The organism is Sandaracinus amylolyticus (assembly GCF_021631985.1).
Classification (GTDB): Bacteria; Myxococcota_A; Polyangia; order Polyangiales; family Sandaracinaceae; genus Sandaracinus; species Sandaracinus amylolyticus_A.
In genome coordinates, this window is sequence record NZ_CP070225.1 from 4,640,282 (window position 1) to 4,653,918 (window position 13,637).

Genomic DNA, 13,637 nt, shown 5'->3' on the forward strand with positions numbered 1-13,637 from the left:
ACGATTTTTCGATCACGACGCGCGGGCGTACGACGCAGTGCTCGACGGCAGGGCCTTGGTCTGCTGCCAGGTGTCGACCGCCTGCGTCGCGGCCTCGAGGTTGCCCGGGATCTCGAGGAACCCGCCGCGCATCGCGAGCGAGAGCCGCACCTCGCCCGCCTCGAGGGTGAGCTTCTTCTTCATGAAGAGGCCGCTCACCTTCAGCTTCTGCACCTGGCTCCAGGCGACGCTCTTCACCTCTTCCATGCGGTCGCCGGTGACCCATCCGCGCTTGTGTCGCACCAGCACCGCGCGCTGGTTGGTGACGAGGACGAGGTAGTGGCTCGAGAGCATCGGGATGCCCATCGACCACCACGGCACGTCCATGCCGCTGGCGCGCGCGACGAGGCGCTCACCGGGCGCGAGCAGCGCCTTCGAGAGGGTGTCGACGTAGAGATCGCTGAAGAACATCGCCATGGGTTCGGTCCTCGTTCGTGCGGGCGACGACGTGCCGCCCTCGTTGCGCGATGGAGTACCGGGACCCTCGGATCGCCCCTCCCTCAAAGGCGATCAAACGCGATCAAAGAGCGGAAGAGACGGGTCAGAAGCGACCGGAGAGCAGGAAGCTCGCGCCGTCGCGCGTGGGCGCGATCGAGACGTCGACGCCGGTGCGCTCGCGCAGGTCGCGGCGACGGACGCCGGAGTCGACGTCGAGCCCGATCGCGGTGAAGAACACCGCGAGGCCGAGCCCGGAGACGCCGAGCAGCACGGGCTCGACCCATCCGTCGTCGACGACGGGGCACGAGCCGCTGAACGAGATGCAGAACGACGCGAGCCCGTACGCGACGGCGCCGCCGAGCCCGGCGACGTGGACGGTGAGCCCGCCGATGTAGAGCGCAGTGGCGACGTCGGCCTGGGTCTCGATCGCGGAGAGCTCGTCGCGGTCTTCGACCGAGAGCAGGTCGACGTCGTCCTGCGCGAGCGCGGGCAGCGCGTGGAACGAGAGGGACGCGAAGAGGGCGAAGACGAAGAGGTGTCGCATGGCGCGGCCCCGTCGCACCCTGCGTGCCTCGTGGATTCCGCGGCGTTCTCGTGCGGCGCGTGCAAGCGGATGCGCTGGTGCGCGCAGCGTGGTGCACGGCGGGCGCGCTTCGTGCTCGGCGGGCGCGCGGCGGGCCCCGGCGGTCGTCCATGCGCGCGTTCCGGCGCGTGATGGCGTGCGGGCTCGTCCGAGCAATCCTTGCGCGCGCGTGAGCCACGTCGGCACGCTCGCGCGCTCTCCGGAGGCCGATGCGCTCTCGAACCTTTTCGTCGTCGGTCTGCGCGCTGGTGTGGATCACCGCGTGCGGCGGAGAGCCCGCGGCGCCCGCGCCCGTCGAGCACGCGGCGGCACCTCCGAGCGCGCCTCCGCCCGAGGTCGCACCGGCTGCGCCGACCGGCGCGCCCAGCGATCTGGTCGAGCTCGCGGCGGGCGCGTCGCACGTCTGTGGTCTCCGTCGCGACGGTCGCGTGACGTGCTGGGGCGATGCGCATCTCGGCGCGCTCGGACCGCCCGCGACGCGCGATGCGACGCCGACGATCGTGCCCTTCGTGAGCGACGCGATCGCGGTGCTCGCGGGCGAGGACCGATCGTGCGCGGTGGAGCGCGGGGGTCGTCTCGTGTGCTGGGGCGGGAGCCACGAGCTCGCGGGCGCGATGCACGAGCTCGCGAGCGGCGCCGACGAGAGCGCGAGCGTCGCGCTCGGGTTCGAGACGCTCGCGCTGACGCGTCGTGGCGCGCCGATCGTCGCCGACCGATACGCGAGCGATCCGCCGCGCATCGAAGGCGCGGTGGAGATCACCGGCAGCTCGAGCTGGATGTGCGCGCGCGACGAGGTCGGCGCGGTGCGCTGTCGCTCCGAGGGCAGCGAGCTGGTGACGCTGATCGAGTCGGGCGCGCGCGCGGTGGAGATGGGCGCGGAGCGCGTCTGCGTGATCGACGCCGAGCGACGGGTGCGCTGCAACGCGGGAGGCACCGAGCCGCCCGCGCTGGTGGCGGGAATCGACGACGCGCACGAGCTCGCGGTCGGCGAGCGCTTCGGGTGCGTGCGGCACGGCGACGCGCGCGTGAGCTGCTGGGGCGAGAACCTCGTCGGGCAGCTCGGCCGCGGCTTCGCGTCGCAGACCGAGGATGCAGGGCCGGTCCCCGGCATCGACGACGCGGAGGAGCTCGTCGGCGGACGCGACTTCGCGTGCGTGCGACGCCGCGGAGGACCGATCGTGTGCTGGGGGCACATACCGGTCGGTCCGCACCGTCACGGCGACGTGCGCGGGCTCTGGCGCGACGATCGACCGCGCAGTTGGATCCGCGACGAGACCGCCGCGCTGCACGCAGCGGCGCCACGACGGGTCGAGGGCATCGACGACGCGAGCGCGGTGGTCGCGACGCGACACAGCACGTGTGCGCTGCGGCGCGACGGACACGTCGCGTGCTGGGGCGGCGCGTGGTGGGGCAACAACGGCGACGGCACCCGCATCAACCGCGCGCGTCCGGTCGCGGTCTCGGATCTCGACGACGCGGTCGAGCTCGCCGCCACGTCGAACGCGGTGTGCGCGCGGCGACGCGCGGGGCGCGTCGCGTGCTGGGGGCGTGCGATCGGCGCGAGCCACGACGAGATGCACACGACGCCGGTCGAGGTCGAGGGCATCGAGGACGCGCAGGCGCTGCTCGCGGGGCTCGCCTCGGTGTGCGCGCGACGCGCGGACCGAACGACGTGGTGCTGGGGACGCTCGGGCCTGCTCGGCGCGCGCGGCACCACCACGCCGATCGCGATGCCGTCGCTCGACGGGGCGCGCTCGCTCGCCGAGGGCGCGAACCTCTCGTTCGTGCTCGACGACGGCGGCGCGGTGACGCGCTACGCGCCCGGCGCTTCGACCGGCGAGCCCGCGTTCGCCGATCTGCAGGGCGCACGCTCGCTCGCAGCGGGCCACGATCACGCGTGCCTCGTGAGCGCCGACGCGAGCGTCGTGTGCTGGGGCCAGAACGATCGCGGTCAGCTCGGCTACGAGGGTCGATGGACGCCGGGCTCGCGCACGCCGATCCCGAACCTCGACCAAGCGACCGCGGTGGTGAACGGCGACGGCTTCGGATGCGCGCTGCACCGCGGCGGCGTCGCGTGCTGGGGCGACAACGGCTACGGCCAGCTCGGGCGCGAGATCCGGCGCGATCACCGGACGACGGCGGTCGACGTCGCGTCGCCGCTCACGACCCACGTCGTGTCGCTCGCGGCGGGCACGAACCACGTGTGCGCGGTGCGCCGCGACGGCAGCGTGTGGTGCTGGGGCGACGGCACCCACGGTCAGCTCGGCGACGGTCGCGCGTCGTACCACGTCGAGCCCACCGAGGTGGTCCTGCCCGAGCCGTGATCGGGGGTACGCTGCGCGGGATGGAGGAGAGCGCTCCCACCTTCCCGGTCTGCACGTTCAAGCGGGTGTTCGACACCGAGCCGCTCTCGGAGGTGCTCACGCTGTCGGAGCTCGCGGCGTGCTTCCGCCGATTCGAGCTCAAGCCGCAGCTGCACCAGAAGATCGCGCGCGAGATGGCGCGCATCGATCGTGCGCTCGAGCAAGCGCTCGCGGGGGAGCCCGCGGTGGGCGAGCGGCTCGTCGCGATCCTCGAGGCCGGCGCGAAGGCGCGCGCCGGCGGTCACGATCCGACGCCCGCGATGCGCGCCCGCGCCGAGGAGATGCGCTTCCACGCGCGCGCGTCGGCGAAGCGCGATCTGCGCCTGTGGTCGCCCGCGGTGTACCGCGAGGGATGGAAGGAGCGCGGCAGCGAGGGCGTGACGCACGTCTCGTGTCTGGTGCTCGACTACGACAAGGGCGTGCGCATCCCCGACGCGATCGCACTCTGGCAGGACTGGTTCCACCTCGTGCACACGACGTGGTCGCACACCCCGGAGCACCCGAAATTCCGGGTGATCCTGCCGCTCGCGGTGCCGGTGCCCGCGGCGAAGTGGGAGTCGGTCTGGGCGTGGGCGGAGCGCCAGGCGGCGGGCGAGATCGATCCCTCGATGAAGGGCGTGGCGGCGACGTACGCGCTGCCCGCGGTGCCGCACGCCGAGCACCCGCGCGAGGCGCTCACGCGCGCTGCGCCGCTGCTCGATCCGCGCGAGCTCGGCGTCGACGTCGGCGAGGTGCTGCGGGTGCCGGTGCGCCACGCGCCGGTCTCTCCGATGCTCGGCGATCCCGAGAAGGAGTACGTCACGCACGAGACGACCGAGACGGTCTACGTCTACGACGATCCCACCGACGACGCGGCGTGGTACGGCGACGCGCAGCCCTCGCACGCGCACGACGTCGAGCCGCCGACCGCGTGGCTCCCCGAGCCCACGCCGCCGCCCGAGCCCGCGCCCGCGAAGCGCGCGCGCAAGCCTCGCAAGACGCGGCGCGACACGGTGTGCGTCGACTTCGACGGCGTGCTCCACAGCTACACCTCGGGCTGGAAGGGCGGCACCGTGATCCCCGATCCGCCGGTGCCCGGCGCGATCGAGTGGCTCACGAAGCTCTACGAGTCGTTCGAGATCGCGATCCTCTCGACGCGCACCCGCGAGCCCGGCGCCGCGGACGCGATGCGCGAGTGGCTGCGCGCGTACGGGCTCGCGCCCGAGCTCGTCGATCGCATCTCGTTCCCGCGCAGCAAGCCGCCGGCGCGCGTCTACATCGACGATCGCGGCTGGCGCTTCGAGGGCACGTTCCCGAAGATCGAAGAGATCGAGCGCTTCGAGCCCTGGAACAAGCGCACGCGCTGAAGCAGCGCGAGCACGATCACGAGCAGCCCGACCGGCACCGCGCGCGGCCCACGACCCGCGCTCGAGCACGCACAGCCCGAGGGCTCGTCGGCGGGCGCGGGGCCCGCATCGCCGACGCCGGCATCGGGCTGCGGATGCGCGGCGAGCAGGCGCTCGAGCGCGGCGCCCGGATCGACGACGCCGAAGCCGTAGATCGGGTCGTGGCCGTTCTCGTCGGGCGTCGCGTAGGGCGCGCGGCGCGCGGTCGCGATCAGCGCGTCGTGCACCTCCTGCGCGGTCGCCTCGGGGACCGCCGCGAAGAGCAGCGCCGCGACGCCCGAGACCACCGGCGCCGCGGCGGAGGTGCCGCCGAAGAGCGCAGTGTAGTCGGTCTCGTCGTTCCCGTCGGTGCCGGTGATGTCGGTCGTGACCGTGCCCGTCGGCGCGCTGAGATCGACGCTCGCACCGCGGTTCGTGAACGACGTCGCCTCGTCGCGGCTGCGCAGCGCACCGATCGTGAGCACGCCGCGCACCGCGGTGAGCTCTTCGTCGCCGAGCTCGCGATCGTCGTTGCCCGCCGCGAACACCACGAGCGCGCCGCGCCCTCCGCGCCCTTCGACGAACACCGCCTCGACGGCCTCGGCGAGCGGCGCGGGCACCGGCACGCGCTCGACGAAGCCCCAGCTGTTCGACACGACCGCATCACCGCGATCGATCGCGAGCTGGAACGCCTCGATGTCGGCGGAGAGCGGGATCTCGCTCTCGCCCGCCGCGAGCAGGCGCACGCAGCGCAGCGAGCACTCGGGGCACGCACCGGCGATCCCGATCGCGTCGTCGCCGCGCGCCCCTGCGATCCCCGCGCACGCGGTGCCGTGCTCGTTGCCCGTCGCGAGCGGCACGTACGAGGGATCGTCGTCGCCGTCGAGCACGTCGCGCCCGGGGAGCAGCTGCGGCGCGAGATCGGGGTGCGCGAGATCGCACCCGTTGTCGACGATCGTGATCGTGACGCTCGGATCGCCGGTCTCGATGCGCCACGCGCGCTCGATGTCGATGCGCGCGAGGTACCACTGCGCGCCGTAGCGCGGGTCGTCGGGCGGGACGTCGATCGCGGCGACACGACGGCGCAGGCGCAGATCGGGCACCGCGTAGCGCAGCTCGTGATCGACGTGCGCCGCGAGGCGCGAAGCGAGCGCGATGCCGTCCTCGTCGCGGCGCGAGCGCACGAGCGCGACGCCGCGCCGCTCGCTGAGCACGCGCACCACCTCGACGTCGAGCGCATCGAGCGACGAGAGCGAGCCCGCGACGATCGCCTCGGCACCGACGCGCGCGACGAACGTGCGGCCCTCGCTGGTGATCGACACCGACCCGTCGTCGCGCGGATGGGCGCTCATCACGCGCGCACCGTCGCGCCACGTGATCGGCGCGCGCTCGACCATGTGATGATCGGGCGCGAGCTGCGCGGACGCGACTGGCGCTCCGGCGAAGCAGGCGAGCGCGAGGGCGAGTCGGACGGTGGCGCGCATCCCGACGAGGATAGCGCACGTTGACTTTGAGAACCGTTCTCGACAAGGTGGTGGGCGATGAAGTCGATGCAGATCGGTTCGTTCTTGCTCTCGATGCTGGCGCTCGCCGCGTGCGGCGACGACGACGGCCCCGCTCCAACGGACGACGGCGGCGTCGACGACGCGGGCTCGGACGCCGGCCCCGCGCCCCAGTGCACCGCGCACGACGTGCGCTGCCAGGAGGCCTCGATCACCGAGCTCCGCCTCTTCGAGCCCTCCGCGCTCGCCGGCCTCGTGACCGAGGAAGGCACGACCGCGGGCGAGTTCACGACGCACGTCGACGCGACCGCGATGCCGGTCGGCGGCACCTCGCCGACGACCTCGTACGTCTACGCGCGCTTCACCGAGACCGGCCTCGAGCAGGTCGAGATCGGCGACGAGGACGCGCTGCTCTCGAGCGGATGGGACATCGCGTTCCGCCGCTACGTCATCCGCCTCAACAGCGGCATCTCGGGCCCCTCGTGCGTGACCGGCGCGCGCCTTCCGCCGACCGCCGAGGGCGAGCCGCCGACCTTCGAGAGCGTCACCGAGGTGCCCGCGGATCTCGAGCTCTTCGAGGAGGAGTACTTCACCGAGGCGAGCCCCGGCGAGTGCACGCTCGTGAGCGACGGCAGCGGTCTTCCGGGCGCGCCCGACACGATCCTCGCGGGCTACTGGCGCTACTCGCCGACGATGTGCCTGATGATGACGGGGAACGTCTACGTGCTGCAGCTCCGCGAAGGGCGGCACGTGAAGCTCGAGGTGATCTCGTACTACTCGCCGGAGAACCAGGAAGCGTGCAACTCGGGCGGCAGTCCGACCTCGCCGAGCGGATCGGCGAACATGCGCGTACGCTGGGCCTTCCTGGACTGACGATGCGTCTGCACGCGATCGCGCTCGGAGCACTCGTCGCGTCGTGCGCTCCGCCAGTCGTGGGGAGCGCGGAGATCGCGCTGCGTCCCGACGACGTGCGCGCGATCGCGCCGCGCTTCGCCGAGGGCGACGTCGTCGAGCGCTTCGACTCGCCGGGCGGTGCGTTCGCGATCCACTTCACGCGCGCGGGCGCGCACGTCGTGCCCCTCGCCGACCTCGACGCCGACGGCGTGCCCGACTTCGTGCAGGAGGTCGCGACCGCCTATGACGAAGCGCTCGCGTACTACGTCTCCCTCGGGCTGCGCGCGCCGCTCGGCGACGAAGGCGTGCCCGACGGCGACGGCGGCGACGGTCGCTTCGACGTGTACCTCGTCGACTTCGCGGGTGGCTCGACCGGCGCGTTCCGCCACGACACCTGCAACGGCGCGACGTGCATCGGCCACGTCGTGCAGGAGAACGACTTCGCGGGATACGGGTTCGCGAGCCGCCGCAGCGCGATCCGGATCCTCGCGAGCCACGAGCTCTTCCACGCGGTGCAGGCCGCGTACGACGCCGAGCAGTCCGCGGTGTTCGGCGAGGGCAGCGCGGTGTGGGCGAGCGAGGCGTTCGATCCGGCGCTCGAGGATCTCGAGGCGTTCTCGGACTCCTACCTCGGCGCGACCGATCGCTCGATCGAGCAGTCGGCGACCGGGCCCGTCGATCCGTTCACGTACGGCGCGGGCGTGTTCTTCGAGTTCCTCGCCGAGCGCTACGGGCCCGAGCTGGTCGCGGGCGTGGTGCGCGACGTCGAGGACGGCGCGCACGGCGTGGGCGATCCGCGGTGGCTCGATGTGCTCTCGAGCGCGCTCGAGCGCGATCATGCGACGACGTTCGAGGCGGCGTGGCTCGAGCACGCGCGATGGAACCTGCGCACCGGGCGGCGCGCCGATCCCGAGGCGAGCTACGAGCGCGGCGCGATGCTCGCGGAGCTCGCGATCGAAGCGCTGCCCGTGCCGTACGCGGACACCCGCGTGCGCATGCTCCGCGGTTCGTCGCGCTCGTATCGCGTGATGCTCGCGGCGCGGGTCGGCGTCGAGCTGCTCGAGCCCGCAGGGCGCGAGGGCGCGACCGAGGGTCTGTTCGTGCTCGTCACGCCCGAGATCGACGGCGCGCTCGGCGAGACGCGCAGCGCCGCGGCGAGCGATGGTCCGCAGTGGATCGATGCGTCGGAGGGCGAGAGCGCGATCGTCACGATCGTGCGCGCGCTCGACCAGGACGACGGAGCGGGCCGCGCGCCCGCGCTCTGCATCGGCAGCGAGGTGGCGCTCGCGGACTGTCGCGCCGCGATGACGGCGACCGACGGCGGCACGTCGAGCGACGATGCGGGTGTGGCCGGGGACGCGGCGATCGCGCCTCCGATGCCGGGCTCGGGATGCGACTGCGCGGTCGGACGCGGTGGGGCGTCGCGGGGGTCGCTCCTGGCGCTCGCGCTCGTGCTCGCGCTGCTGCGCCGTCGTCGCGGAGGTGCGCGGCCGCGCTCGTGACCGCGCTGCGCTGACTCAGCCGATCGGGCGCACCAGCGTCGCGAGGTGCGGCTCGAGCTTCGTCGCGAGCTCGCGCACGATCTGCGCGGGGTCCGGCGATTCCAGCGTGGGGAGGCGCACTTGCGGCACGCGCACCAGCTCCTTGCCGAGCGCGGCGCTCAGGCGATCGCCCGCGCGCTTTCGCACCTGGAACTCGTGCTCGACCTGCGTCATCGCCTCGGCGAGCGGCGGCCAGCCCGGCGCTTCGGCGCGCAGCGCGGCGATCCACTCGGGCTCACGCTCGTCGCTGCGGTTGAGCAGGAGCGCGGTGGGCTCGTGATTCAGACGCGCCAGGCGCTTCGCGAGGAACGACACGTCCGCCTGGGCCGAGCCGGTCGGCGCCGACACGAGCAGGTAGCGCGTGCGCTCGCCGAGCAGCATGCGCTCGCTCATCCGCGCGAAGCGGGCGAAGCGGTCCTTGATCAGCGCGAGGTCCGCGAAGAGCTGCGCGAGATCCTTCAGCACGCGCGGGTTCAGGATGCGCCCGAACATCGCCTCGACGCGCTTCTCCATCGACGCGAAGAGCCCGGGGCCACGATCGTCCTGCGCGACGTTCGACGCGAGGTTGCCGAGCCAGCCCACCGCGCGCCCCTCGAAGAGCACTGCGAGCCGCCCCGGGTACGAGACGAAGTCCAGCGCGTTCCGCGAGGGCGCGGTGTCGATCACGAGGTAGTCGTAGTCGCCCTCGTCGATCGCCTTCGCGACCAGGATGAGCGAGACGATCTCGTGCATGCCCGCCGCGGCGTCCGCCATCGTCAGGTACACCGGGTTCTTCATCACCCGCGCAAGATCGTCGGGGCGCCCCTCGTAGAGCACCTTCGCGAACGTCGGCGTCGAGCGACGCGGCTCGGGCATGAGCGCGAAGAGCTTGCCCTCGACCGCCGGCTCCACGTGCGCGGGCTGGATCTCCTCGGTGACCTCGACGCCCATCGCGTGCGCGAGCCGGCGCGCGGGATCGACGGTGACGATCAGCGTCTTCTTCCCGGTGCGCGCGAGCGCGACGGCGAGCGCGGCCGACGACGTGGTCTTCCCCACGCCGCCGCCGCCCGCGCAGACGATCGTGACCGGGACCTTCGTCGCCATCAGGCTGCGCCCTCTTCGGTCAGCCACGCGGCCACGTCGGTGGCGCTCGGATCCTCCATCTGCTCGCGGAGGATCAGCGGGCGCGTGTGCAGGCTCGTCTTCACTGCGCTGCCGAGGATCTCGAGCGCCTCGCGTTGTGCCTCGCGGCGCGCGTCGAGCATGCGCAGGAGCTGCTGCGCCGCGGGCGCGCTCTCACCGCCACGCGCCGTGATCGCGCGCGCCGCGTCCCACGCCTCCGCGGGCAGATCGCGCGGAAAACGATTCACCACGAGGCGCGCGGGCGGCAGGCCCACCTCCACCTCGAGCGCGCGACAGAGCTCGATCGTCTCCGAGAGCACGAGCCGCTCGGGCAGCGTCACCACCACGACCGAGCAGCGCGACGGCGAGACCAATCGATCGATCAAGCGCTGCGCGAGATCGTGGATCGGCCCCGACGCGAACATGTCGCGCATCTGCACCGGCAGGCGCAGCCACGCGAGGCCGTGCCCGGTCGCCGGCATGTCGACGACGACGCGCGCGCCGGGGTGCTCCTCGGCGTAGATGCGCACCACCTCGAGCATCGCGAGCTCGCGCATCGCGGGCGCGGCGCGCAGCATCGGGCGCACCGCGAAATTGCCGATGAAGAGGCGCGCGAGGATGGTCGAGCCGAGGATGTTCGCGACCGCGCGCTCCATCGCGTCGCGTGGATCGACGACGCGATGCGCGACCTTGCTGCGCGCGCCGAGCATGCGCTTGCCGCTCTCGCCGTCGCCGAACTCGATCAGCACCGCGCGCCCTTCGCGCGCCGCCGCAGCCTCGGCGATGCCCGCGGCGAGCGTGGTCTTCCCGACTCCGCCCTTGCCGGTGACGAGCACGACCGGTCCGAGAGGCGGGAGCGCGCCGCGAGGCGAGAGCTTGTCCGGGGGAGCCGAGGCCATGCGGGCGAACTGGCTCCGAGTCGTAGCAGAATTGCGGTGAGCGTCGAAAGTGCCGTCTCGTGCTCACGGATGTGCGGCGCGCGGCTCGCTCTGTCGGACCAGCCGCTGCGCGGTCGCGATCAGCTCGTCGGGCTCGACCGGCTTCGCGAGATACGCCTGGAAGCCCGACGAGAGCACGCGCAGCCGGTCCGTCGCGCGCGCGTGCGCGGTCAGCGCGATCGCGGGCGTCGCGCCGCCCTGCGAGATCGGCAGCGCGCGCACCCACGCGAGCAGCTCGTAGCCGTCGGCCTCGGGCATCGCGAGATCCGACACCAGCAGGCTCGGCCGGAACGTCTTCACGATCGGCAGCGCCATCGCGGCGGTGCTCGCGGTGCGGACGTCGGCGCCCGCGACGCTGAGCAGCTCGCGCAACATCTCGAGGCTGTCCGCTTCGTCGTCGACCACGAGCACCTTCGCGCCGCGCAGCGGTGTCTCGTTCGGCGGTCGCGACACGCGCGCGTCGTTCGGCGCGGGCGTCTCCCGCGCGGGGATCTCTGCGGTCGCGTCCTCGAGCGGCGGGAACCAGCACGTGAAGCGCGAGCCCTTGCCGGGCCCCTCGCTGTGCGCCGCGATCGATCCGCCGTGCAGCTCGACGAGGTGACGAACGATCGCGAGGCCGAGGCCGAGGCCCGCGTGCTTGCGCGTCATGCCTCCGTCTTGCTGCCGGAAGCGATCGAACACGTGCGGGAGGAACTCGGGCGCGATGCCCTGCCCCGTGTCCTCCACCTCGATCACCAGCTGTCCCGCGCGCCGCTCCACCGCCACGCGGATGCGCCCCGCGATCGGCGTGAACTTCACCGCGTTCGAGAGCAGGTTCACCACGATCTGCTTGAGCCGCTCGGGATCGCCCGCGACCAGATCGGGCCCGGGATCGAAGCGCCGCTCGATGCGGATCTGCTTCTCCACCGCGGTCGGCCCGACGGTGTCGATCGCGCTCTGCACCACCGCGCCGAGCGACACGCGCCGTCGCTCGAGCCGCAGCTTGCCCGAGATCATGCGCGAGACGTCGAGCAGGTCCTCGATGAGCTTCGCCTGCGAGCGCGCGTTGCGCTCGATGATCGCGATCGCACGCGCGGTCTTCGTCGCGTCGAGCGCGCCGGAGCGCAGCATCGTGAGCCAGCCGAGCATCGCGTTGAGCGGCGTGCGCAGCTCGTGCGAGACGGTCGCGAGGAACTCGTCCTTCGCGCGGTTCGCGGCCTCTGCGTCGGCGCGCGCCTTCGTCTCGGACTCGAGCAGGCGCTGGAGCTCGCTCTCCGCGTGCATGCGCGCGGTCACGTCGGTGAACATGCCGAGCGCGCCGACGACGCGACCGCGCGCATCGGGGATCGGCGCGGTCGACACGTGCGCCCAGATCTCGCGCCCGTCGGTGCGCCGCAGCCGCAGATCGAACGCGCTGCGATCCCCGGCGAGGATCGATCCGAAACGCCGGACGTTCTCGCCGCGATCCTCGAGGAAGACGAACTCGCGCGCGTTGCGTCCGATCAGATCGGGCAGCGGCACGCCGAGCATCTCCGACATGCTCGCGTTCGCGAAGGTCACGCGGCCGCGCGCATCGACCGTCCAGATGCCCTCGGTGGCCGTCTCGAGGATCCGCCGGTGCGCCTCCTCGCGCTCCTTGAGCTCCGCGGAGTGGCGATCGGAGCGACCACGCGCGACGACGATCGCCTCGTTGAGCGCGGAGATGGCGACGCCGGTGCCGACGAAGATCCCGAGCTCGAGGCGATCGCGCGGCGCTTCGATCCAGAGCGAGTGCGTCGGGTGCAGCCACAGGAAGTCGGCGCAGAGCGCGCTCAGCGCGGTCGCGACGAGGCCGGGCCCGATCCCGCCGTACCAGCCCGCCAGCATCACCGCGACGGTGAAGGGCAGGAGCGGTGCATCGACGCCGAGGAGCGGGTCGAAGAGCAGGCGCGCCGCGACCACGATCCCGACCACGACCACCGCGACGCCGTAGCGGAGCAGCGGCGACCTCGACGGCAGGACCGCGGTGTGTCGCGGGATGGCGCTCGCGCTGCGCACAGCTTCTCTCGGTCGACGTAGACGCCGCGGGGACCACCTTCGACCCCCCTTCCGAGCAGGTCGCAGACGAGGCAAATCTCCTCATGAAAAGCGTGCGCCGGTGCGCAATGCTCCGCGCGATGACCCGCTCGCTCGCGCTCTCGATCGCGCTCTCGGCGTTCGTCGCGCTCGCTCCATCGCGCGTGCACGCTCAGGCCTACGACGACTCGTACCAGACGTGGCTCTCGGTCGCGGTGCAGGGAAACGTCACGCCGGATTGGATGCTCTACATCGATCTGAACTGGCGCTTCTGGGACGACTTCGGGCCCTATCAGCAGCTCTATCGCCCCGCGGTCGCGTACCGCGTCGCGCCGGGCATGCAGGTGTGGCTCGGCTACGGATGGACTCCGTCGTGGAACCGCGAGGAGCAGTTCACCGACGAGCATCGGATCTGGGAGCAGTGGACCTGGGACCTGCAGGGCCTCGAGGGAGGGCTCAAGGTGTTCTTCCGCTCGCGCCTCGAGCAGCGCTTCCGCCCCGAGATCTCGTCGGACGTCGGCATCCGCTTCCGCCAGTTCGCGCGCGTGCTCGTGCCCTTCGCGCGCGACTTCCCGGTGCACCTGTCGCTCTGGGACGAGGCGTTCATCGCGCTGAACGACGCCGGCCTCTCGGCGGGCGGGCTCTGGCAGCGGCTCGGGTTCGATCAGAACCGCCTCTTCCTCGGCGTCGGCTGGAACATCGTGCCCGGCCAGCTGCGCATCGAGGCGGGCTACATGAACCACTGGATCGTGCGCCCCGGCCCGGACGAAGTGCACCACGTCGCGATGGTGAACGGCTTCGTGACGATCCAGTAGCCGCGGCCGGTGTGCTCGGGTCTTG

The 13,637-nt window shown here is 72.5% G+C and carries 11 protein-coding genes; 5 read left to right on the forward strand and 6 right to left on the reverse strand.

Annotation, left to right across the window (positions count from 1 at the left end; translation table 11 throughout):
• Positions 1-12: 12 nt before the first annotated feature.
• Positions 13-456, reverse strand: coding sequence for a hypothetical protein (locus I5071_RS19600; protein WP_236607007.1), 444 nt, complete (start codon positions 454-456; stop codon positions 13-15).
• 124 nt (positions 457-580) lie between these two features.
• Positions 581-1,021, reverse strand: coding sequence for a hypothetical protein (locus tag I5071_RS19605; protein ID WP_236607008.1), 441 nt, complete (start codon positions 1,019-1,021; stop codon positions 581-583).
• A 248-nt stretch (positions 1,022-1,269) separates the two neighbouring features.
• Between I5071_RS19605 and I5071_RS19610 the strand changes: the two genes are divergently transcribed.
• Together I5071_RS19610 and I5071_RS19615 are read left to right on the forward strand one after the other, a co-directional pair.
• Positions 1,270-3,384, forward strand: coding sequence for an RCC1 domain-containing protein (locus I5071_RS19610; protein WP_236607009.1), 2,115 nt, complete (start codon positions 1,270-1,272; stop codon positions 3,382-3,384).
• Complete coding sequence (locus I5071_RS19615; protein WP_236607010.1) at positions 3,381-4,769, forward strand: hypothetical protein; 1,389 nt, start codon at positions 3,381-3,383, stop codon at positions 4,767-4,769. Before I5071_RS19610 ends, I5071_RS19615 begins: the two co-directional genes overlap by 4 nt.
• Here the strand turns inward: I5071_RS19615 and I5071_RS19620 are convergent.
• Positions 4,676-6,271: a S8 family serine peptidase gene (locus I5071_RS19620; protein ID WP_236607011.1), complete on the reverse strand. Its 1,596-nt coding sequence runs from the start codon at positions 6,269-6,271 to the stop codon at positions 4,676-4,678. The two genes, I5071_RS19615 and I5071_RS19620, sit on opposite strands and share 94 nt — an antisense overlap.
• A 57-nt stretch (positions 6,272-6,328) precedes the next feature.
• On the opposite strand from I5071_RS19620, the gene I5071_RS19625 reads away from it, so the two are divergent.
• Complete coding sequence (locus I5071_RS19625) at positions 6,329-7,162, forward strand: HmuY family protein (protein WP_236607012.1); 834 nt, start codon at positions 6,329-6,331, stop codon at positions 7,160-7,162.
• A 2-nt stretch (positions 7,163-7,164) separates the two neighbouring features.
• Complete coding sequence (locus I5071_RS19630) at positions 7,165-8,685, forward strand: MXAN_6640 family putative metalloprotease (RefSeq protein WP_236607013.1); 1,521 nt, start codon at positions 7,165-7,167, stop codon at positions 8,683-8,685.
• A gap of 15 nt (positions 8,686-8,700) precedes the next feature.
• Here I5071_RS19630 and I5071_RS19635 read toward each other — a convergent pair whose 3' ends face one another.
• The 3 genes from I5071_RS19635 to I5071_RS19645 form a co-directional block, all read right to left on the reverse strand.
• The gene (locus I5071_RS19635; RefSeq protein ID WP_236607014.1) at positions 8,701-9,807 is read right to left on the reverse strand and encodes an ArsA family ATPase; all 1,107 of its coding nucleotides are present in this window, start codon (positions 9,805-9,807) and stop codon (positions 8,701-8,703) included.
• Positions 9,807-10,724: an ArsA-related P-loop ATPase gene (locus I5071_RS19640; protein WP_236607015.1), complete on the reverse strand. Its 918-nt coding sequence runs from the start codon at positions 10,722-10,724 to the stop codon at positions 9,807-9,809. Before I5071_RS19640 ends, I5071_RS19635 begins: the two co-directional genes overlap by 1 nt.
• Positions 10,725-10,787: 63 nt before the next feature.
• Positions 10,788-12,779 (reverse strand): hybrid sensor histidine kinase/response regulator, encoded by a 1,992-nt coding sequence (locus I5071_RS19645; RefSeq protein WP_236607016.1) that lies wholly within the window; start codon positions 12,777-12,779, stop codon positions 10,788-10,790.
• 119 nt (positions 12,780-12,898) lie between these two features.
• On the opposite strand from I5071_RS19645, the gene I5071_RS19650 reads away from it, so the two are divergent.
• Positions 12,899-13,612, forward strand: coding sequence for a DUF2490 domain-containing protein (locus tag I5071_RS19650; RefSeq protein WP_236607017.1), 714 nt, complete (start codon positions 12,899-12,901; stop codon positions 13,610-13,612).
• Positions 13,613-13,637: the final 25 nt, after the last annotated feature.

Bases quoted from the DNA above. Each gene is read 5' to 3' on its own strand.
- I5071_RS19600 (WP_236607007.1), bottom strand. From the start codon at position 456: ATGGCGATGTTCTTCAGCGATCTCTACGTCGACACCCTCTCGAAGGCG.
- I5071_RS19635 (WP_236607014.1), bottom strand. From the start codon at position 9,807: ATGGCGACGAAGGTCCCGGTCACGATCGTCTGCGCGGGCGGCGGCGGC.
- I5071_RS19640 (WP_236607015.1), bottom strand. From the start codon at position 10,724: ATGGCCTCGGCTCCCCCGGACAAGCTCTCGCCTCGCGGCGCGCTCCCG.
- I5071_RS19620 (WP_236607011.1), bottom strand. From the start codon at position 6,271: ATGCGCGCCACCGTCCGACTCGCCCTCGCGCTCGCCTGCTTCGCCGGA.
- I5071_RS19630 (WP_236607013.1), top strand. From the start codon at position 7,165: ATGCGTCTGCACGCGATCGCGCTCGGAGCACTCGTCGCGTCGTGCGCT.
- I5071_RS19625 (WP_236607012.1), top strand. From the start codon at position 6,329: ATGAAGTCGATGCAGATCGGTTCGTTCTTGCTCTCGATGCTGGCGCTC.
- I5071_RS19610 (WP_236607009.1), top strand. From the start codon at position 1,270: ATGCGCTCTCGAACCTTTTCGTCGTCGGTCTGCGCGCTGGTGTGGATC.
- I5071_RS19605 (WP_236607008.1), bottom strand. From the start codon at position 1,021: ATGCGACACCTCTTCGTCTTCGCCCTCTTCGCGTCCCTCTCGTTCCAC.
- I5071_RS19650 (WP_236607017.1), top strand. From the start codon at position 12,899: ATGACCCGCTCGCTCGCGCTCTCGATCGCGCTCTCGGCGTTCGTCGCG.